The sequence below is a fragment of the Gottfriedia acidiceleris genome, assembly GCF_050457485.1.
GTDB classification, from domain to species: domain Bacteria; phylum Bacillota; class Bacilli; order Bacillales; family Bacillaceae_G; genus Gottfriedia; species Gottfriedia acidiceleris_D.
In genome coordinates this window covers 366,701-387,730 of sequence record NZ_JBCMJM010000007.1, presented here as the reverse complement: position 1 = coordinate 387,730, position 21,030 = coordinate 366,701, and the positions used below count along the sequence as shown (strand labels likewise).

Annotated in this window: 21 protein-coding genes; 8 read left to right on the top strand and 13 right to left on the bottom strand. The window is 31.6% G+C overall.

Going from position 1 to position 21,030, the window contains the following annotated elements; all coding sequences use genetic code 11:
• Nucleotides 1-27: 27 nt before the first annotated feature.
• The 5 genes from ABEY15_RS08195 (at nt 28) to ABEY15_RS08175 (ending at nt 4,103) form a co-directional block, all read left to right on the top strand.
• Complete coding sequence (locus tag ABEY15_RS08195; RefSeq protein ID WP_429889605.1) at nt 28-861, top strand: metallophosphoesterase; 834 nt, start codon at nt 28-30, stop codon at nt 859-861.
• A gap of 121 nt (nt 862-982) precedes the next feature.
• Nucleotides 983-1,363, top strand: coding sequence for a hypothetical protein (locus ABEY15_RS08190; protein ID WP_429889604.1), 381 nt, complete (start codon nt 983-985; stop codon nt 1,361-1,363).
• 146 nt (nt 1,364-1,509) lie between these two features.
• The gene (locus ABEY15_RS08185; protein WP_025568646.1) at nt 1,510-2,049 is read left to right on the top strand and encodes a YkyB family protein; all 540 of its coding nucleotides are present in this window, start codon (nt 1,510-1,512) and stop codon (nt 2,047-2,049) included.
• Nucleotides 2,050-2,247: 198 nt separating this feature from the next.
• Nucleotides 2,248-2,511 (top strand): phage holin, encoded by a 264-nt coding sequence (locus tag ABEY15_RS08180; RefSeq protein WP_429889603.1) that lies wholly within the window; start codon nt 2,248-2,250, stop codon nt 2,509-2,511.
• 281 nt (nt 2,512-2,792) lie between these two features.
• Nucleotides 2,793-4,103, top strand: a complete 1,311-nt coding sequence (locus ABEY15_RS08175) for a DUF3967 domain-containing protein (RefSeq protein ID WP_429889602.1) — start codon at nt 2,793-2,795, stop codon at nt 4,101-4,103.
• A 95-nt stretch (nt 4,104-4,198) separates the two neighbouring features.
• On the opposite strand, the gene ABEY15_RS08170 is transcribed toward ABEY15_RS08175, so the two are convergent.
• Nucleotides 4,199-5,503, bottom strand: a complete 1,305-nt coding sequence (locus ABEY15_RS08170; RefSeq protein ID WP_429889601.1) for an ATP-binding protein — start codon at nt 5,501-5,503, stop codon at nt 4,199-4,201.
• A 164-nt stretch (nt 5,504-5,667) separates the two neighbouring features.
• Nucleotides 5,668-6,612 (bottom strand): magnesium/cobalt transporter CorA, encoded by a 945-nt coding sequence (gene corA, locus ABEY15_RS08165; RefSeq protein WP_429889600.1) that lies wholly within the window; start codon nt 6,610-6,612, stop codon nt 5,668-5,670.
• 145 nt (nt 6,613-6,757) lie between these two features.
• Between corA and ABEY15_RS08160 the strand changes: the two genes are divergently transcribed.
• Nucleotides 6,758-7,918 carry an aminotransferase A gene (locus tag ABEY15_RS08160; protein WP_429889599.1) on the top strand — a complete coding sequence of 387 codons (1,161 nt, stop codon included), beginning with the start codon at nt 6,758-6,760 and terminating at the stop codon, nt 7,916-7,918.
• 43 nt (nt 7,919-7,961) lie between these two features.
• Here ABEY15_RS08160 and ABEY15_RS08155 read toward each other — a convergent pair whose 3' ends face one another.
• Together ABEY15_RS08155 and ABEY15_RS08150 are read right to left on the bottom strand one after the other, a co-directional pair.
• On the bottom strand, nt 7,962-8,411 hold the full coding sequence (locus tag ABEY15_RS08155; protein WP_025568640.1) for an RDD family protein: 450 nt from the start codon (nt 8,409-8,411) through the stop codon (nt 7,962-7,964).
• Between the two features lie 22 nt (nt 8,412-8,433).
• On the bottom strand, nt 8,434-9,324 hold the full coding sequence (locus ABEY15_RS08150; RefSeq protein ID WP_429889662.1) for an NAD(P)-dependent oxidoreductase: 891 nt from the start codon (nt 9,322-9,324) through the stop codon (nt 8,434-8,436).
• 231 nt (nt 9,325-9,555) lie between these two features.
• Between ABEY15_RS08150 and ABEY15_RS08145 the strand changes: the two genes are divergently transcribed.
• Nucleotides 9,556-10,170 carry a nitroreductase family protein gene (locus ABEY15_RS08145; RefSeq protein WP_429889598.1) on the top strand — a complete coding sequence of 205 codons (615 nt, stop codon included), beginning with the start codon at nt 9,556-9,558 and terminating at the stop codon, nt 10,168-10,170.
• Nucleotides 10,171-10,235: 65 nt separating this feature from the next.
• Here the strand turns inward: ABEY15_RS08145 and ABEY15_RS08140 are convergent, their stop codons facing one another.
• The 5 genes from ABEY15_RS08140 to glcT all read right to left on the bottom strand — a co-directional run bounded on the left by ABEY15_RS08140 (nt 10,236) and on the right by glcT (nt 16,031).
• A complete protein-coding gene (locus tag ABEY15_RS08140; protein ID WP_025568637.1) occupies nt 10,236-10,535 on the bottom strand; it encodes an ArsR/SmtB family transcription factor in 300 nt (99 codons plus the stop codon).
• Nucleotides 10,536-10,727: 192 nt separating this feature from the next.
• Nucleotides 10,728-12,437: a phosphoenolpyruvate--protein phosphotransferase gene (gene ptsP / locus ABEY15_RS08135; RefSeq protein WP_335480572.1), complete on the bottom strand. Its 1,710-nt coding sequence runs from the start codon at nt 12,435-12,437 to the stop codon at nt 10,728-10,730.
• The gene (locus ABEY15_RS08130) at nt 12,437-12,700 is read right to left on the bottom strand and encodes a phosphocarrier protein HPr (RefSeq protein ID WP_025568635.1); all 264 of its coding nucleotides are present in this window, start codon (nt 12,698-12,700) and stop codon (nt 12,437-12,439) included. Before ABEY15_RS08130 ends, ptsP begins: the two co-directional genes overlap by 1 nt.
• Before the next feature lie 142 nt (nt 12,701-12,842).
• A complete protein-coding gene (gene ptsG, locus ABEY15_RS08125; RefSeq protein WP_429889597.1) occupies nt 12,843-14,894 on the bottom strand; it encodes a glucose-specific PTS transporter subunit IIBC in 2,052 nt (683 codons plus the stop codon).
• A gap of 288 nt (nt 14,895-15,182) precedes the next feature.
• Nucleotides 15,183-16,031 (bottom strand): glucose PTS transporter transcription antiterminator GlcT, encoded by an 849-nt coding sequence (glcT, locus tag ABEY15_RS08120; RefSeq protein WP_429889661.1) that lies wholly within the window; start codon nt 16,029-16,031, stop codon nt 15,183-15,185.
• Between the two features lie 180 nt (nt 16,032-16,211).
• On the opposite strand from glcT, the gene ABEY15_RS08115 reads away from it, so the two are divergent.
• Nucleotides 16,212-16,994 (top strand): Cof-type HAD-IIB family hydrolase, encoded by a 783-nt coding sequence (locus ABEY15_RS08115; protein ID WP_429889596.1) that lies wholly within the window; start codon nt 16,212-16,214, stop codon nt 16,992-16,994.
• A 186-nt stretch (nt 16,995-17,180) separates the two neighbouring features.
• Here ABEY15_RS08115 and ABEY15_RS08110 read toward each other — a convergent pair whose 3' ends face one another.
• The 4 genes from ABEY15_RS08110 to ABEY15_RS08095 form a co-directional block, all read right to left on the bottom strand.
• Nucleotides 17,181-17,918 (bottom strand): GntR family transcriptional regulator, encoded by a 738-nt coding sequence (locus ABEY15_RS08110; protein ID WP_098429933.1) that lies wholly within the window; start codon nt 17,916-17,918, stop codon nt 17,181-17,183.
• Nucleotides 17,918-18,628: a glucosamine-6-phosphate deaminase gene (gene nagB / locus ABEY15_RS08105; protein WP_429889595.1), complete on the bottom strand. Its 711-nt coding sequence runs from the start codon at nt 18,626-18,628 to the stop codon at nt 17,918-17,920. The genes ABEY15_RS08110 and nagB overlap by 1 nt, the downstream gene beginning before the upstream one ends.
• On the bottom strand, nt 18,625-19,761 hold the full coding sequence (gene nagA / locus ABEY15_RS08100; protein WP_429889594.1) for an N-acetylglucosamine-6-phosphate deacetylase: 1,137 nt from the start codon (nt 19,759-19,761) through the stop codon (nt 18,625-18,627). Before nagA ends, nagB begins: the two co-directional genes overlap by 4 nt.
• A 246-nt stretch (nt 19,762-20,007) precedes the next feature.
• Nucleotides 20,008-20,895: a ComEC/Rec2 family competence protein gene (locus ABEY15_RS08095; protein WP_429889593.1), complete on the bottom strand. Its 888-nt coding sequence runs from the start codon at nt 20,893-20,895 to the stop codon at nt 20,008-20,010.
• Nucleotides 20,896-21,030: the final 135 nt, after the last annotated feature.

Genomic DNA, 21,030 nt, shown 5'->3' with positions numbered 1-21,030 from the left:
TATTTCTTTAAAAAGGTCGGGGGACAATTGAAAATAAAACTTACATCATTTTTTTTACTATTAATTTGTACAATCTATTATTCAGTCTATGTTGAGCCAACATCAATTCGAACTAAGCATTTAACCTTTTCAGACAATCGGTTAAATTCAAATACTACTATTAAATTAATACAAATCTCTGATACTCATTTTAATAATAAAGAAGATATAGAACGATTTAAAAAGGTCGTAAGTAATATAAACCAAATGAAGCCTGATTTTATTCTATTTACTGGGGATTTGGTTAGTGATATACGAAAGTTTTCCTACAAGCATGAAGTTATTCAGCTTTTAAAAGAACTTAGTCCAAAAATAGGAAAGCTAGCAATATACGGTAACCATGATCATGGTGGTTATTTTACTGAACAATACGAAGAGCTGTTAACCGAAAGCAATTTTATATTATTAAAAAACGAAGAAAAAACTTATTACGTTCAAAAACAAAAAGTTTCATTTATCGGTCTCGATGATTATATGCTAGGAAACAAACAATATAATGACATTTTAGAACGAATTCAAAAAAATAGTTATACAGTTGTTCTAGCTCATGAACCTGACATTGCTGATTTGACGAAAAACTATCCGATAAATCTTCAGCTCTCTGGACATAGCCATGGCGGACAAATCTATTTACCTTTATATAAGTCTTTTATAATGCCTCCATATGCAAAGAAATACAACCGAGGTGTTTACACCCTATCAAGTAAATATAATAGTCATTTAGTCGTTTCAAATGGAATTGGAACAACTAAACTACCAATTCGCCTATTTACTCCACCTGAATTAGTATCAATTGAAATTAAAGGCCAAATTAAAAAGTAAGAATGATAATTCCTCACGGTTCTCACCCATACTAGGTTGGTTACCTATTTTAATGGGTACTTGCTCAATTATTTTAGTACTCCATACACTAATATTGAAGACAAGAGAGGAGGTTAAATACATGAATTATCAATATCACCCTAATTTAAATCATTATTATAGAGACGATCATGCTCCATCCTACTACTTTGATCATAACGAACAACGCTTTGTTCCATTTTTCCCAATTTTGCCAATAATAGGAGGATTAGCGGGATTAGCAGGCGGATTCGCGTTAGGTGCACTAGCGTTTAGACCACCTTATTATCCGCCATATGGACCATACCCACAATATCCAGCATATCCTCCGTACGGTGGTGGATTTGGTGGTGGATTTGGTGGTGGTTTCGGTGGTGGGTACCCTGGATACCAACAACCTTACCCACCTGTAAATCCTGGCGCTTATCTACCTAGTAATGCAGGATTAAATTCGCCAGGTAACATAGGACCCTATCCATACTAATTAAATAAAAAAGCTAGTCGCTTTAATGAATATTATTTCGATTAGCTTTTTATTCTATAACCACTTCTCCATATTTGATTTGAAAAAATTTAAACTAAAGATATAATATATTCATATCTATTATTTTTCGGAGGTAACTAAGAAGCATGAAATCGAAAGAACCTAGCCTGAATAAACTAAATTTTACAAATGAAGAAATTTTTCAGGCAATATTTGTTGTAAATAAACATGCTAAAACAGCACTTGAACCAAGTGAACTATATTCACTAAAAAGACAAGCTATATTAAAGCTTATTGATAAAGGAATTGCTAAGAAAGTTGGATTACATTTTTCAAATAATCCCAAGTCAAGTAAACAACAATCTGATGTATTGATTGCTTGTGGAGATTTTTTCTTTCATATACCACCGTTAAAAGAAGACTTTAAACTTCTCCCGCATTTAGGAATATTAGAAAATACTCATCGTAACCCAAAAGTATCCATGTCATTAAGCTATGCCAAAAAAATACTTCATCATTTCTTAGGTATTCAAAACGTTAAATCTGAAAACCATTTCAAAAACGGATCTAACTACCGAAGAAATACCCCGGGGCAATTTTTAAGAGCTTCTTCATTTCTAAATAACTCTACATTTACTTTTCCGAGTGAACCAATTCGTAAAAATAAAGGTAAGCAAGAGAAATAAGTTGAAACAATTCTTACTAAATTAACATTAATATAGATTAAATGGGAAGATTATAAGACCTTTTAAATTAAAGGGTTTTTAATCCTTCCCTTTTTTATTTGAATGTTCGGAAAATCATTATTTTCCTTTCATATTTTAGTAGATTTGTCTCACCTATTAATTGAGACAAGCATACTATATGAATAGGGGGTGATTGATATGTTCGGTAATAATAACATACAAGATATTATTCGTTATGTTGCTGGGTTCTTATTTGCACTTCAATTGTTACTAAATTCTTTTGGGTTTAAATTCCTAAATAATGAACAAATTGATGCTGTAATTAATATAATTTCATTCCTTTTTATTTTATACTTCGGTGCTAAGCATAATTATTTAGGTAAAAAAGGACAAGCTCAAAAGGCTGTACTTCAAGAAGCTGGATTAGAAAAAACAAATAAGCAAACAAATTCAGATCAATAGATTACTTTATGTCTACTTTTTGATAGATTAGATTACAAATTTAAAGATTTTGTTTGAGAGTGATTAAACATTGAGTCACTCTCTTTTTTTTAGTCGAATTTATGCTACTTTTTAAGTAATATTTTCTATTTTTCACTATTTTTCCTCATATATTGATTTTAATTTTACTAATCATATGGACTTTGTTATACATTGTAGAATTATTTTAAGTAGATTAGGTAGGAAAAATTTAACTTTGTATTGAATGTTCTAAAAACACATATTTTTCAGGAGGATATCAAATGTCAGTAATTTTTACAAGTAAAGACATTTCAAAGAAATTAAAAATAGGTAAATCTCGTGTAAGAGAAATTAGTAAGGAACTAGAAAAGAAAGAATATCATTTTACAAAGAACCAAGATACTAGGATCTATAATCAAAACGATTTCGAATTATTTCAAATGATAATTAATGAGTACCAAAAGAATGAAAATCTTTTACAATCAGTTGAATATGCATTAAATAACCAATCAGTTCAAAGTCAATCTGAAGTTCATGTAATTGAAACAACTTCAATTGAGAATGAAATTACAGAAAAAAATATTGAAATCGTTACAAATAACACCCCGAATATTCCTCTAGAAAATAACATACATAAAAATTTTGATATGAAGAATGACATGGAATTAATTGAAGTAAATAAGAATGATATTGTTGAAGAAGCAGAATCCCAAATTGAAACAATTGATTTGGAATTAATCCATCATTCCATTTTACAAGAAGAAGCACCTATAGCAGCGTCTGTATCCCAAAAAGAACCTATCGAAGTAATAGAGATCAGTCAAATAACTTCACAAGATACTAAGCATTTAGAAGAATCACTTTCTCAACTAGAAACAATTGATGAATATGTAATGGAGCAATCTTTTTCACAAGATAATGAGATGTTTGAAGACTCCGTATCACAATTAGAAATAATTGAAGAAGTCGTAATAGAGCAATCTTTACAAAAAGAAGAGCATGTTACAGTATCTGGTGAATTATCAGTGCATACAGATCAAAATTCTGAGTATGAAGAAGTCCAAGACTATCGTTTTGAAGAAATGACTGTTGAACAAGTACTTGAGGAAAATAAAAAACTACCTGATGAAGTAGTTCTTTCAAAGTTAAATGATTCAAACGTAGTAACGGAACCTATCGTTTCAAAAGAGAATGTTACTACTTTTGTACCGACAAATTCTAATCAAATTATGTTTGAAGAGTTTATGTCCCAAATTACTAATTTAGCATATCAAAATGAACAAATCCTAACTCAAAATCAAACATTAATCAAACAGAACTTGGAGAAGGATCAAAAGTTAGAAAAAATATTATATTCGGTAGAAGAAAAAAGTGAAGAGCTTCAAGGGTTAGCAACAGTAATAGAAGAAAAAGATGAAAAATTAGAGCAAATGTTTGAAGAAATTAAATCAAAAGAATCTGGTCGAGATGCTCAATTAATGAGGATGATTAGAGAATTACAGGAAACAAAAAAAATGGTAGCTGCCTCAAAAGAAAGAGACTGGAAAAATGCAATTAAGTCACTCTTTTTTAAACCTAAATCATTAAAATAATTTGTTTATTTATTTAGTACTTTTACTATATTATGAATTTTAAAGATTTTTAGTTTGAAAAGAGAAGGGAATTTTCCCTTCTCTTTATTCTTTCATTATACCTCTTCACTCTGTTCTTGATGATAAGCTGGTAAGACTATATGAACTTCAGTACCTTTGCCTTCTTCACTTAAATACTCAATCGTACCCTTATGAGCTTCGATAATACTAAAAGTAACCATTAGACCAAGACCTGTTCCTTTTTCTTTTAAAGAATAAAAAGGTTGTCCTAAACGATCCAATTGTGCTTTCGACATACCTACTCCATTATCTTTCACAACAATTCGTATGTACTCTCGATCTCTTACTTTCTCAATATTTGCTTCGATTTTAATATAGCCTTTCGTATCCTTTATAGCTTCTACACCATTTTTTAGAACATTAATGATTGCTTGTTTAAGTTTAGCCCGATCTCCGACAGTATACATATCCTCATTTACATTTACTTGTAAGAAAGCACCCTGCAGTGAGGCGTAACTTGACATTAATGTTGTTACTTCATTCAGTTGTTCTGTCATATTGATTATTTTCTTTTCTTCAATTTGAGGTCTAGCTAAGTTTAAATAATCCGAAATGATATTTTCTGCCCGGTCTAGTTCAGCTAATACAAGTTTCATATACTCTCTATTCGTTCCACTTTCTTGATTCTCAATTAACTGAATGAAACCCCTTACAACTGTTAATGGATTTCTAACTTCATGAGCTACACTCGCCGCAAGTTCACTCACCATATTTAATTTCTCTGATTTCTGCATTTGAACACGAATTTCAGCATTTTCAAATAAAAACTCTCTTAAATAAACATGAAATAGCATTGTAATTGTTAAAACAGTAAAAAATATGCACGCCGAAAAAATTGTTTGATCTGATTGGTACTCTTTTATACCATTTACCGTGGCTTCATAATAAAGCAAACAGACCATACTGAACGAAAATAAAATTGGCATTAAAATACTTAAAGCAAATTTCTTTCGTTTAGAAAAACTAACCCAATGTGGTGAAACAATAAATGGTAAGATACACGAAATCACTTCAAATGGAAAAGATTTCAAAGAAGCTAAACCATATAGCAAATACACAAAAACTGCTTTCGTTAAAATAATAATCGTTCCGATCAATCTTCCACCATATAAAATAGATGAATAGATTAATAAAATACTAAAAGTAATAGCCATGCTTTCACTAATGTGAATTGGGTAAAGCAAGCAAATAAAAATATTAAAAAAAGTTAGCAATCCAACTAATATTCTATTTTGTTTTGGGCTTGTATTGTGGTATCTACTAAGCCAGAACATTTCGTATAAAAAGACCGGAATGATTATGATTGCAAATTGAATTAACAAATCTTTTAATTGCAGCATTAAAGTGTCCCCCACCCCTTCTTTCAACAAATTATAACATAGTTATTTAAACTTCTAATTATTAATACAAAAAATACGAAAAAAACATTTCTACATAGAAAGACACATTATTACAAAGTATTCTAAAATATAAGAAAAGTCGTCAAGCTTAAGTGCTTAACGACTTAAAACCAACCTTTTCTTTTAAAAAATATGTACATTAGGATCGTAACAAATCCCATTAAAATTAAAATAAATAAGTATCCATATTTCCATGTTAATTCTGGCATATAATGAAAATTCATTCCATATAAGCCTACGATAAACGTTAGTGGTAAAAAGAAAGATGATATAATTGTTAATGTTTTCATAATATTATTCATTTTTTCTGAGCTTAATGAAAAATAGCTTTCTCGAATATCAGAAGCTAAATCTCGATTCGTCTCAATCATATCCGAAAGCTTCATTAAATGATCGTGTATATCTTCAAAATAAATTCGATGTTCAGATATATCTTTAAATCGATTCGAATTAAGGATTCGATATAATAAATCACGAGTTGGTAAAATCGTCCTTCTTAATTTCGATAAATCCGATTTAATATCATATAATCTTTCTACAGCATTATTTACTTGTTTCTTTAATGGATCAATTTCTAGGTCTGATAGTTCGTCCTCCAAGCGATAAATTAGTGGAAAATAACTATCAACAAGCTCATCAATTATTCGATGAGTTAAATGAAGTGGACTCTTCGAAGCTCGACGATCTGACATAATATTATCTAAAACTAGTTGTACAGTCGGACTTTTATGCATATGAAATGTGATAACATAATGATCACTTACAAAAATATCCAGTTCCGTCTCCTCTAAGTCTATTTTATTTAATTCGTGCAATATTAAAAAATGATATCCTTCATAGTAGTCAAGTTTAGGTCGTTGTACGTATTCCAAACAATCTTCAATCGCTAAAGGATGAAAATTAAATTCGGTTGATAAAAGTTGAATCTCATCTTCGGTCGGTTCATCAATATCTACCCAATACCATAAGTAATTATTTGATTTTGCATCTGCAATTGTTATATTACGATCGATTACTTTATTTTTAGTTATTCCTATTACTTGTAACAAGTTATTACTCACCTTCTTTAGGCAATCAAATTATTTCACTACTAAATACTTTTTTTATTATATGGTAAAATGAAGAAAATTTCATTGAATAGTTCGATTAAAAAGTTTAATTTTAATATAAAAATAATAAGTAGAGGGTTTTAAAATGAACAAATATATAAACGAAAGTGTAAAAGAAATTCAAATCTCTGGTATTAGAAAATTTGCCCAAAAAATTGAAAAATATGACAATGTCATTGCATTAACATTAGGTCAACCTGATTTCCCAACTCCAGCACCTATTAAAGAAGCTGCTATTCATGCAATTAATCAAAATCAAACAGTCTATACTCCTAATGCAGGACTGCCTGCACTTAGAAATGCTGCTTCAAATTTTTTAAAGAAAAAATATTCTTTATCCTATGATCCAACGAACGAAGTAATCGTTACAGTAGGGGCTAGTCAAGCACTAGATGTTACATTCAGAACAATCCTTAACGATGAGTGTGAGGTTATTCTTCCTGCACCAATCTACCCTGGCTATGCACCCATTATTCAAACATGTGGTGCAAAACCAGTTTTTGTAGATACATCTAATAGTGGTTTTAAAATTACACCTGAATTATTAGAAGAACAGATCACTGAAAAAACACGTTGTATTGTTTTACCTTATCCAAATAACCCAACAGGTGTCACATTAACGAAAGAGGAACTTGAGAAATTAGCTAACTACTTATCTCAGAAAGACGTATTCATTTTATCAGATGAAATATATAGTGAGCTGACATATGATTCGTCTCATACTTCAATTGCAAATTACCCTGGAATGAGAGAAAAGACAATTGTCATAAACGGTCTTAGCAAATCACATTCTATGACTGGTTGGAGAATTGGTTTTATCTATGCGCCTGCTTATTTAGCTCAGGAAATCTTAAAAGTACACCAGTATAACGTATCATGCGCTACATCAATATCTCAATATGCAGCAATCACAGCATTAACAGATTGCATTGATTCTCCAATTGAAATGGCAAAGGAATATAAAATAAGACGTAATTATATGATTGATCGATTAGAAAAGATAGGGCTACCTTGTATTAAGCCAGAAGGTGCATTTTATTTATTCCCATCAATTAAAGAATTCAATATGCCATCCATGGAGTTCGCACTAAATCTAGTAGAAAAACATAATCTAGCGGTTATTCCAGGAGAAGCTTTTTCTGAATATGGAGATTCATATATTCGATTATCATATGCTTATTCAATGAAAGAACTAGAAATTGCATGTGATCGATTAGAAGAGTTTGTAACTAGTCTTAGAAATTAAAATAAAAAAGCAGGGGTGGATTTCTTAATCCTCCCCTGCCTTTTTATCTAGCTTGTATTACTCTTGTTTTAAATAACAAGTCCTGAATTGTTTTATGGTCTTTTCTAAATAACATTAAATAGACATTAACTATTAATGGTACACCTAAAAATAGAACTGATATTCCTGCTATAAAGATAAAACGGATGAAAAATAGTATCATTGTCGTTTCTTCATAGTTATCTTTTATCATTTTAATAGCTAAAAATCTTTGACCAAATGTCATCCCTTTATTAAATTGTGGAACAACTACAAATAATATGATCATAATAATTGAAATTACGATTAAATCGACCGTTGAATTTCCTGATGTAGAATTAAAACGACTTAATATCTTCTCTGGATTCATTGTAATAATAGCGATAATGATCCCATAAGCTACTGAAACGATAAACGTATCGAATAAAAACGCACTTAATCGTTGATAAAACTTTGCAAGTTGAAAATTTTGCACTTGTTAACCTCTATTCATTAAGTTATTGAATGTGGTGAGACGGATCGTATAAAGTATAAAGTGCTTGCGTTCCTTTTTCATCTAAACCATTTTTAGACAGTTCATCGTAGCATTTTTTTGCAAGTAAAAGTCCTGGTAGATTTAATTCCATCTTTTCAGCTTCTTCAATTGCGATTCCCATATCTTTTATAAAATGTTTAATATAGAATCCCGGCTCGAAATCTCCTTTTAAAACACGAGGTGCTAAATTAGATAATGACCAACTACCTGCTGCACCTGTAGAAATACTTCCTAATACTTTTTCACCGTCTAATCCTGCTGATGAAGCATATGCAAGTGCCTCACAAACGCCTAACATACCTGAAGCTATTGCAATCTGATTACACATTTTTACATGTTGTCCACTACCAGCATTTCCATGATACGCAATATTTTTTCCTAAAACATCAAATAATGTGGACATTTTATGAAAAGTTTCTTCTTCTCCACCAACCATAATCGCTAATCTAGCTTCTCTTGCCCCTAAATCTCCACCTGACACAGGTGCATCTAATGATGACATACTTACTGATTTTGTTAGCTCATCAATTTTTTTAGCTAAAGTTGGTGTCGAAGTTGTAAAATCGATAAATGTTGTCCCTTTTGAAGCCGATTGGATGATCCCATTATCGCCAAAATATACTTCCTCTAAGTCACTTGGATAGCCGACCATCGTACAAATAACCTGACAATTTGGTGCTAATTCTTTAGGTGTATCATACCAAGTTGCACCTAAATCAATTAATTCATTTGCTTTTTCTTTTGTACGGTTATAAATATGTAATTTTGCACCTGCATCGATTAAATGCTTTGCCATACTTTTACCCATAACGCCAATTCCGATAAATCCAACTTGTAAATCCTTTAAATTAATTGCTTCCATATTACACACTCCTCTTTTAACATCCATAAATAAACTAACATAAAAAATATTAATAAAAAAGCCTGAGCTATTCTTTTAAAAAAATAAGCAAACTAATCCTTATTTCAAATTAAATTTAGGTTATTTCAACACTAATTTGTTGACTCTAATAATGGAACTATCTATATTAAAAAAGTACATAAAAATGTATCTAATGCACCTAATATTTGGAGGTATTTTCATATGAAAAATGAACAATTTTTTGAAATGATTAAAGAACGAAACTCTACTCGAGTATTCGATTCTTCTACTGAAATCAGTAGCAGCGAAATTACTGAACTTCTTGATGCAGCAATGACTGCACCATCTGCTTGGAATTTACAACATTGGAAATTCGTTGTATTCCATGGTGAAAACGCGCAAGGTAAATTATTACCTGTTGCATATAACCAAGGTCAAATTAAAGATGCTTCATGTGTAATTGCTGTATTAGCCGATACACAATCAGCAAAAAATGTTGACTTAGTTTTTGGCCCTGCAGTGGAAGCTGGTTTTATGACTCAAGAAGCAAAAGACAAATTAAAAGCAAACGTTGAAAATGCTTATGCAACAGAGCAACGTAATCGTGAACAAGGTATCTTGAATTCTTCTCTTGCTGGTATGCAATTAATAATGGCTGCTTCTGCAAAAGGTTGGAACACTTGTGCAATCGGCGGATTTAACGAACAAGCGTTTAAAGAAACTTTCTTAACGGATGAACGCTATATTCCAACAATGTTGATTGCCATCGGTAAAGAAAAAGTACCTGGACATCATACAACACGTTTTTCTGCAAAAGAAATGTCTATTTGGATTTAATCATAAATGAAAAGTAAAAGGGATTCTGACAAAAGTCGGAGTCCCTTTTATGTCATTACGATTCATTAACAATGTTGCTCAACAGTAATGATTAATTTCTTAAGTAATTCTAGAGAAGAATCAATTGCTAATGAATAATATCTATGTGTGCCTTTTTGCTCAATTTGTACTAATTGATTATCACGCAATATTTTTAAATGATGTGATATAGCCGGTCTAGATAATGAAGTTTTTTCCGTAATTTCATTAACAGTTAGCGCTTCACCTTCTGATAACATTAAAATGATATCCTGTCTGTAAGGATCGCTTAACGCTTGGAACAAGGGAATACATTCTCTAAATACTTCAATTGCTTCTTTACTCAAATCTTCCACCTACTTTTATTATCCAAAAATAATCTTATTCGTTTAATAATTTAAACATACACTAAATTAAAGAAGCGAATTTGTCAACAGTAGGAATTTTTCGATTCAGTTTTTCATCTGTCTAAATACTTACATAATCTTAAAAATCTTAAAAATAAAACAACAGGTTTCCCTGTTGTTTATTGTTTTATTTTAGATGCTATTTACTAAGTTAACAACTTCTTCAGCTGTAGACATAGATAAAGCTTTTTCAGCTAATATCTCCATTTCAGCCTTAGAAAGCTTAGCCATTTGACTACGAGCAGGTAAGATTGAAGTAGCACTCATAGAGAATTCATGTAAGCCTAATCCAACAAGTAAAGGAATAGCTAATGCATCTCCAGCCATTTCTCCACACATTCCAGCCCATTTACCTTCTTTGTTTGCAGCATCGATTACCATTTTAACTAATCTTAAAATAGATGGGTTATATGGTTGATATAAATATGAAACCTGTTCATTCATGCGATCCGCAGCCATTGTATATTGGATTAAATCGTTAGTCCCGATACTAAAGAAATCAACTTCCTTAGCGAATACATCTGCTAAAACAGCAGAAGCAGGGATTTCTACCATCATACCAATTTCAATATTGTCGGATACTTGAACATTTTCTTTTACTAACTGTTCTTTTTCTTCTAATAAAACAGCCTTTGCAGCTCTGAACTCATCTAAAGTTGCAATCATAGGGAACATAATTTTTAAGTTACCATATACACTAGCACGAAGTAATGCACGTAATTGTGTACGGAATATTTCCTTCTGATCTAAACATAAACGAATCGCTCTGTAACCTAAGAAGGGGTTCATTTCTTTTGGTAAGTGTAAATAAGATAATTCTTTATCTCCACCGATATCTAGTGTTCTTACTACTACCGGTTTATCACCCATACTTTCAAGAACTGATTTGTATGATTCAAACTGCTCTTCTTCTGATGGGAAGTTATCGCGTCCCATATATAGGAACTCAGTACGGTAAAGGCCAACACCTTCACCACCATTATTGATAACGCCCTCTACATCATTAGGCGTACCAATGTTAGCTACTAACTCAACATGATGTCCATCTTTTGTTACAGTTGGCTCATTTTTCAGTTTAGCCCATTCAACTTTTTGAAGCTCGAATTTTTCTTTTTTAGCTTTATACTCTTCTAATTCTTCGTTCGAAGGATCTACTATTACATGACCATCTAATCCATCAACAATGACCATTACGCCATTTTCGATTTTACTTGTTACTTCTTTTGTCCCTACAACAGCAGGAATTTCAAGAGAACGAGCCATAATAGCTGAGTGAGATGTACGACCACCAATATCAGTTGTAAAACCTAATGCATATTTACGGTTTAATTGAGCTGTATCAGATGGTGTTAAATCTTCTGCGATAATAATTACTTCTTCAGTAATATTAGCAGGGTTAGAAATCGTAACGCCTAAAAGATGCGCCATTACACGTTTCGTAACATCGCGGATATCTGCAGCACGTTCCTTCATATATTCATTATCCATGCTTTCAAACATTTGAACGAACATTGAAGCAACTTCATTCATAGCAAAATCAGCGTTGACACTTTCAGACTTAATTTTATCTTTAACTGGGTTAACTAGCTCTGGATCATTTAAAACTAAGATGTGCGCAGAAAAGATTGCTGCTTTATCTTCTCCAAGTTCAGCATTTGCGTGATCACGAATTTTTTCTAATTCAGTGTTAGAAACTTGAATTGCATTGTCAAGTTTAGCAATTTCAGCATCAATATCTGAAATTTGTTTTTTAACAATGTTTAATTCAGGATTTTCTAAGCGAAATGCTTTTGCAATTGCAATTCCACTAGAAGCGGCAATACCTTTAATATGTAAAGACATTATTCGCCTAAACCTTCTTTTTTCATTGTATCATCGATTGCAGCGATAGCTTGTTCTGCATCTTCACCGTTAGCGCTAATTTTGATCTCAGTTCCTTGTTGAATACCTAAAGACATTACACCCATGATTGATTTTAAATTAACTGTTTTACCATTATACTCAAGATTGATATCAGAATTAAATTTACCTGCTACATTTACTAATAATGTTGCTGGACGAGCGTGGATTCCAGAATCAGCTGTTACTTTAAAAGTTTTTTCCATATTAATTTATCTCCTTTGTGATTAAATCTACATTTTTGGTATAGACGTTTGGCCTACTATAAATATTCTATTAAAAGGGGTGCATAGTGTCAACTATACTACCCCTTTTAAAATCAAACATTTTTCGTCTATTTAATTAGATTTATTTAATCTTAATGATGCCTACTTCACCTTTTGATTGCTTACCTGGTTTTTCAATTACAACTTGTTGTCCTTCAGCTAAGTTTGTAAATACAACAGGTGTAATTGTAGAAGGTGCATTTTCACGAATAAAGTGTAAATCAATTTTAACTAATTGTTGACCTTTTGTTACTTTCTCACCTTGTGATACCAGTACTTCAAAGCCTTCACCATTTAGTTTTACCGTATCAATACCAATATGGATTAAAATTTCTTTTCCACCATTTGATAAAATACCAATCGCATGTTTTGTTGGGAATACATTTACGATTTCGCCATCTACTGGAGAGACAACTGTACCTTCTGAAGGAATAATCGCAAATCCATCACCCATCATTTTTCCAGAAAATACCTGGTCTGGTACTTCTGTAATTGGGATTATTTCCCCTTCAATAGGATTAATAATCGCTTCTTCAATAGTAGTATCTACTGCTGAAGCTGTTTCTTTATGTGCTTCTTGACTAACAACTGGTGTTTTTCCAGTCATAATGTCTTTAATTTGTGATTTTAATGTATCTGATTTAGGTCCAAAAATAGCTTGAATATTATTTCCAACTTCAAGAACTCCAGCAGCACCTAATGATTTTAAACGATCTTTATTTACTTCATCTTTTGAATTTACTTGTACTCGTAATCGTGTGATACATGCATCTAATGAAGAAATATTACTTTTTCCACCTAATGCTTGTAAAATTTCATATGGTAATTCATTAGCTGGCGTATTACTTTTAGTATCTTCAGCGATTGCATCTTCACGTCCTGGAGTTTTTAAATCCCATTTTCTAATTGCAAATCGGAAACCGAAGTAGTAAATCACTGCTAATACTAAACCAACGATGATTACCCACCACCAGCCAGTTCTATTCGGTAAAACACCGAATAATAAGAAGTCGATTAGACCACCTGAGAAAGTCATACCAATTTTTACATTTAATAATTGCATTACCATAAATGATAAACCAGCAAAGATTGCGTGAATTCCGAATAATACTGGTGCAACAAATAAGAATGAGAACTCAATTGGTTCTGTAATACCTGTTAAGAAAGAAGTTAATGCTGCTGATGCTAAAATACCACCAGCGATTTTTTTGTTTTCAGGTTTTGCTTCATGATACATAGCTAGTGCAGCAGCAGGTAGACCAAACATCATGAATGGGAATTTACCTACCATGAATGTACCAGCAGTTAATTTTACTCCGTCTTTTAATTGAGCGAAGAAGATTTTTTGATCTCCGTGTACAACCATACCTGTTTTATCAGTATAAGAACCAAACTCAAACCAGAATGGAGCATAGAAAATATGATGTAAACCAAATGGTATTAATGAACGTTCAATAACTCCAAAAACGAATGCTGATAACGTTAAATTCGCATCGATCATATTATGCGAGAATGCGTTTAAGCCATGTTGGATTGGTGGCCAAATGAAACACATTAATATTCCAAGTACTACTGAGAATGCTGCTGTAGCAATTGGAACAAATCGTTTACCAGCGAAGAAACCTAAATAAGAAGGTAAATCAATTTCAAAGTATTTGTTATAAGCCCATGCAGCTACTAAACCAACGATAATCCCGCCAAATACACCTGTTTGAAGTGTAGGGATACCTAATACAAACGCATAGGATGGATCATCAAATTTAGCAATATTTAAAGCTTTATCTAAAACGACAAAATGTCCAATATCCTTGAACACGCTCATTGTTTTATTCATGATCAGGAATCCAACGATTGCTGCTAAACCTGCAACACCTTCTCCTCCTGCCAAACCAACGGCAACACCTACTGCAAATAATAATGACAGATTACCGAAAATGATGTCACCAGATTGTTCCATAACTTTTGCAACTAGTTGGAACCAGTGTGCGTCAAGAAATGGTAAGTACTTTAATGTTTGTGGATTTTGAAATGCATTACCGAATGCAAGTAACAATCCAGCAGCTGGTAAAATTGCAACTGGAAGCATAAGCGCTTTACCAACTTTTTGTAAAACTCCAAAGATTTTCTTAAACATTATAATCCTCCTTTTGTCCAAACAAAAAAGGCATGAGCAGAAAAAATGAGATTATTGAATCCTGGATATAGTTTCCCCTACCCAAGTATAATAATTCACATTTTTTCAACTCATGCCTGATCGAATCAGTAACACGTTTAATGTGTACAATATTCAATTATGTTTTTAATGATTTCGCTTTCATTATATCTATAGAATTTAAAAATATCAAGCCAAATTACCTATTTTTTAAAATATTTATTTTCTATGCTTAAAAGAACCAAATTTCTCATTAGGTTAATTGAATTATTAATTAATTTTACTTTGAACAAGCCGTTCTAAGTGTAAGGTTAAGTATATTACTTCGGCTTCGCTTGCCTTTTTATTTAATGAAGCTTGGATTGACTTTAAAATTTTCCATGCTAAGTCATAGCATACAGGATATTCTTTTTTTAAGATTATGCCCAGAGCTGGTGACTCTTCAGATGAATTACCATGAAATATACGATCAATTAAAAATCGTAAATGACGAACTAATCTTGAATAATGAATACTTTCTTTATCAATTTCAATTTTTAAATATTCTTCTATATAGATTACTAAATCTTTAATAATCTGAGAAAACTTATTTACATCCGACACAACTTCCATCGATAAATTACTAACGATATGAAGAGTTACAAACCCTACTTCTTCAATCGGTAAATTTATATCTATTTCTTTATTTATCAAATCAATAACTTCTTGTGCAATTTTAAAATACTCTGGATACATTGCTTTCGTTTCTTGTAGGAACGGATTATCAACATTATAGCCTTCTCTAATACGCTTGATCGCAAATATTAAGTGGTCTGTTAACCCAATATGAATTTGCTCATTTAAAGTACATCCCGTTCTTTCTGAAATTAAATAAATCGCCTGCTGCAGCGTACCCATTAATTTTTCATCCATAAAGTTGATTAATGATTTATATTGTTTTTGTTTTTGTTCATCTTTTAAGATAAACATTTTTTCTACTACACCTTCAGAAATTAAATCTCCTCTAGTTTTATTAAAACCGATGCCTTTACCTAGCAAAACTACTTCGGTATGATCGGGATTTTTCGCTATTAAAACATTATTATTAAGAACTTTTTTAATTGTATAACATACTGACATCTCTGACATTTTTTTTATCACCCCCAAGTTTAAAAAATCGCTTTTATATCATAACATAATTTTTCTGAAAAAGTTAAAACACAGTTTAAGTTTCATAATTTAATCATATTTTTTTGATAATCTATTATAGTAGGATAGAATATAAAAGTATAAATATAAATTGAGTAGGTGTTAAGAAAAATGATTAAGTTATTTGTTAGTGATCTGGATGGGACGATGTTTCACCAAGGTCAACTATTTGAACATGATGTAGAAGCATTAAAAACCCTTTTAGATCGCGGTGTTTTATTATGTTTTGCATCCGGACGTTTAGATTATGAAATCGTAAAAATTATGGAAAGCTTAGAAGGTAATTTTCACCGTATTAGTATGAATGGAACTTATATTTATTCAAATGATGGCGAAGCATTATTAGATGCAACCTTCCATCCAAGTGTAATCGATAAAGTTTACGAAATGATTTCACACGATAAATTTTTAATCTATGTAGCTGATAATTCAACATACTATATAGAAGAAAAAACCGATTTAGTAAGAGAAATTGAAAAGAACTCTAGCATGAATGCAGTTGAATTAAAAACACTAAAAACCGATTTAGGTAAATCGATTACTCCAAAAAAATATGTAGTTTTAGGTGAAGATGAGGACTTACTTGAGCTACAAAAAGAATTACAAAAAGAACTACCTGAATTTGTAACTTCTTTTATTTCTGCTAAAAATTGTTTAGATATCGTTCCAGTTAACGTAAGTAAAGGTTCAGCAATTCAAATACTAATCGAAAAATTAGGAATTAAACCTGATGAAATTGCTTGTATAGGTGATGCATACAATGATATCTCTATGTTTGAACTCACTCCTAATAGCTTTGCGATGGAAAATGCTGACGATGAAGTTAAGAAATATGCTTCGTATATCGTTCCTTCAGTAGCCGACGCAGTTAAAATTGTTTTACAAATTAAGTAAGAGGAAAGGGTGCTACTTGGAGCACCCTTTTTCTTATTGAATATTAATGTATCAGAGTCATATGAGTTAGTAGATTTCAGTAGTGGAAATCAACATCACTCTACTCCTTTTACGAAAATTTGGTAATTTAATTGACAAGGTTGTTTTTCACCAGTGTTAAAAAGAGTGCTTAAAAAAGCACTCTTTTTAACGGTCGATATCAATTGTAAAACGATAGCGATCAGCCCGGTAAATACAACTTACATATTCAAGTGGTATTCCTTCATTAATAAACGTTACTTGGTGTAATTCTAATGCTGGAGAATCCTCCGCCACCTCAAGAATTAATGAATCTTTTTCTGTCATTAAAGATGCTTTAATCCATTTTGTGGCTTTTTTTATTGAATAACCTAATGTAACTTCAAAATATTCATATAATGAATGATTTAATACTTTTTCATCAATTCGATTTACTAATTTTTTTGGTAGGTATGTTGTTTCGATTGCAATGGGATGATCATTTGCTAAACGACATCTTTCAATTTTAAAAATTTCAGAACCACTTTCAATTGATAACACTTCTGCCAAATATTCATCAGCTTCAATCGTTGAAAAGCCAAGTAGTTTATTTGTAGGGGTCAATCCTATGGATGTAATATCCTCAGAAAAACTCCTTAATGATTTTAGTGATTCCTCAACTTCAATCCCATCTTTTACTGAAACAAACGTACCAATTCCTCGTTTCCGACTTATTAATGATTCCTTTACAAGATTATTTAATGCTTGTCTTATTGTCATCCTGCTTACATTTAACATCTCACTCAATGTTTGCTCAGAGGGAATTCGCTCACCAGGTTTCCATTCTCCTGAGTTAATTTTAAGCTTTAAAATCTCTTGTATTTGAAAATAAATCGGTAACGGTGAATTTTTATCTAGTTTTAACATTATTTATTACAAAGTGAGTATGCTTCTTCATCAACAACAATCGTTACATTGTTGTGGTTTTGAAGTGCAGTAGCAGGACAGTTAATATCTAATTTTCCATTTAACATTTCCTTAACTGCTTCAGCCTTTTTGATGCCTGAAGCTACTAAAATGATCTCTTTCGCTCTCATAATTGACCCAATTCCCATAGTTACAGCATGTGTTGGGACATCTTCTTCATTTTCAAAATAAATTTTATTGGCGTTACGAGTTGATTCAGTAAGCTCTACAATATGAGTAGGTGTATCGAATGGTGTACCAGGCTCATTAAATGCAATATGGCCATTCTCACCAATTCCTAAAAGTTGTAAATCTACAGGATGCTTTTGTAGTAATTCCTCATAATTTTTACAAGCTTCTTCTAAATTTTTTGTATTTCCATTTGGTAGATGGTTTTCTTTAAAATTTAAATGGTTAAAAAGTTGTTCTGCCATATAAGTGTGGTAGCTTGTTTGATCATCTTCAGCAAGTCCAACATATTCATCAAGATTTACAGTAATGACGTTTGACACATCTGGTTTATGAATACGGAAAAGTTCATAAATACCTAGTGGAGATCCACCTGTAGCTAATCCTAATGTGAATTCCGCTTTCCCTTCAAATGCCTTTACCATTTTTTCATATGCTACTTTTGAAATTTCTTCTGCATTTTTTGCTACGATTACGTTCATAAAGTCACCTCATTCATATTTTTACCTTGTCTAGTTGTATCAATAACGAAGAAATCAGGAGTCATTTGCACAAAATCAGCGTCTTTACCTGGTTCTAATACGCCCTTATGTTTAAGACCAAACTCTTCAGCTTGGTTTATTGATGTCATTTGTACTGCCTCTTCAGGACTACAGCCAGTAAATGCCATAATGTTTCTGAATGCATCATCCATTTTCAAAATACTACCCGCAAGCGTTCCGTCTTCTAATCTTGCACTTTTATTTTTTACAAATACAGGTTGTCCACCTAATTCATATTTGCCGTCCTCTAACCCTTTTGCTCTCATCGCATCAGTAATTACACTTATTTTTTTAGCACCTTTTAGGCGATAAGCAAGCTTTACCATATCAGGATGAATATGAATTCCATCAGGTATCATTTCTACCATTACTCGGTCATCAAGTAATACATGTCCAACTGTTCCTGCTTCACGATGATGCATAGGTCTCATTTGGTTATACAAATGTGTAGCGTGGAAAATATTTCTACCTTCAAAATCTGAACGGATCGCATCAGAGTGACCTACTGTGCCAACTACATTTGTGCGTTCTAGCTCTTTTTCTAACTCTTTTGCACCTTCAACCTCAGGTGCATAAGTAACTAATTTGATTAATCCACCAGAAGCTTCTTGCCATTCTTTGAATAGTTCAACGTCAGGGTTAATAATGTACTCTAATGGTTGTGCTCCAGCTTTATTTTTATTAACAAACGGTCCTTCTAAATGAATATATTCAAAATGAGCGCCAAGTTTTTTAGCCTCGTTTAAAGACTTTAAAGCATTTTTAATATTTTCTTTAGATTGCGTCATTGTAGTCGGGAAGAATGTTGTTACTCCTTCCTTCATCATTTCTTTACTCATCGTTACCATTGAGTTTGGATCAGCATCCATTGCATCGACATCATATGCACCATGAATATGGACATCAATCATTCCAGGAATAATAACAGTTCCTTTTCCATCAATGATTTCTTCACCTTCATTTTCATAACCATTCATATGACCAACAGAAGAAATTTTTTCATTGTATCGAATATAACCATTTTCAATTACTTCTGTACCTGTGTATATTTTTACATTAATAATTGATTTCATTTACTCTCCTCTTTCCTTTGCTTAAGAAGTCTTCGCCAATACCCCAATATAGAAAGTAGTGTTTACTTAATCATCATTCACATTCATTTATATAAGTACCTTGATTTCTTCATAACTATTTTATGATATATACTCCTAGTTGTCTATACTACTTATAAGCAATTAACAAAAACGTCACAAATAATGACGGATTTAGTTTGCTTTTATCCTTTATACAAAAAAAGTAAAAGTATTGGTTCTTGTCCTTCAAGGATCTACCAATACTTCTTCTTTTTCAATATATAAACTATGACCATTTGTTGATAATTCGATATCTCCGAATTGGTCCGTTGTATATTGCTTAATTCCTAGGTGATTTAACCTCTTCATTACTGACCGATGTGGATGACCAAATAAGTTAAATTTATCATATGAAAGGATTGCGACTGTAGGATTTACAGCAAATAAAAACGCTTCTGAAGTTGATGTTGATGATCCATGATGCGGAATTTTTAGAACTTGAGCATTAATATTCTCATTTTTAATTAATCTTTTTTCAGTGTTTCTTTCAATATCACCAGTTAATAAAATTGAAATGTCATTATATTTAACCTTCAATACAATTGAACTGTTATTATTTGTATACGATTTTTTCCCGCTATTTAAAACAGTAATATCTACATTAGGGTCAAGCATTACTTTTTCATTTAACTTAGCAATACTAATTGGAATATTCTTCTGATACGCTTCTTTCTTATATAAGTAATAAGAATGTGAATTATATTTTTTCCCACTATCTAGGATTTTTGTTACCTTAACACTATTCATTACTTTTAATAACCCACCAATATGATCGATATCTGGATGTGTACTGACTAATAGATCAATCGCATTTATATGTAGTCGTCTAAGTTTTTTTATAACGACTCCACCATGTTCAACATCTCCTCCATCGATCAGTACAGTCTTACCATTTGGTAAAATCATAACCATGCTATCTCCTTGACCTACATCAAAAAAATAAATTAATAACGGGTGAGTAATATAGCCGTAATTTGTAGTTCTTGCTTCACTATTTATGTTATTACTAAAAAAAGCAGTAAAAAAAATAAAGATAGAAAATATGAGAGAGTATCGTTTTCGATTTTTGTTCATTCACACTTCCTCCTAACATTATTTTCTCATAGCCATTTCAAAAGTATGTATGATGCCCATAAAAATAAGTTGGAAATTGAGTATACTTCAAATTGGATTTGTAATTCAAATAAGTGTTAAAAATGCCCACTGCAC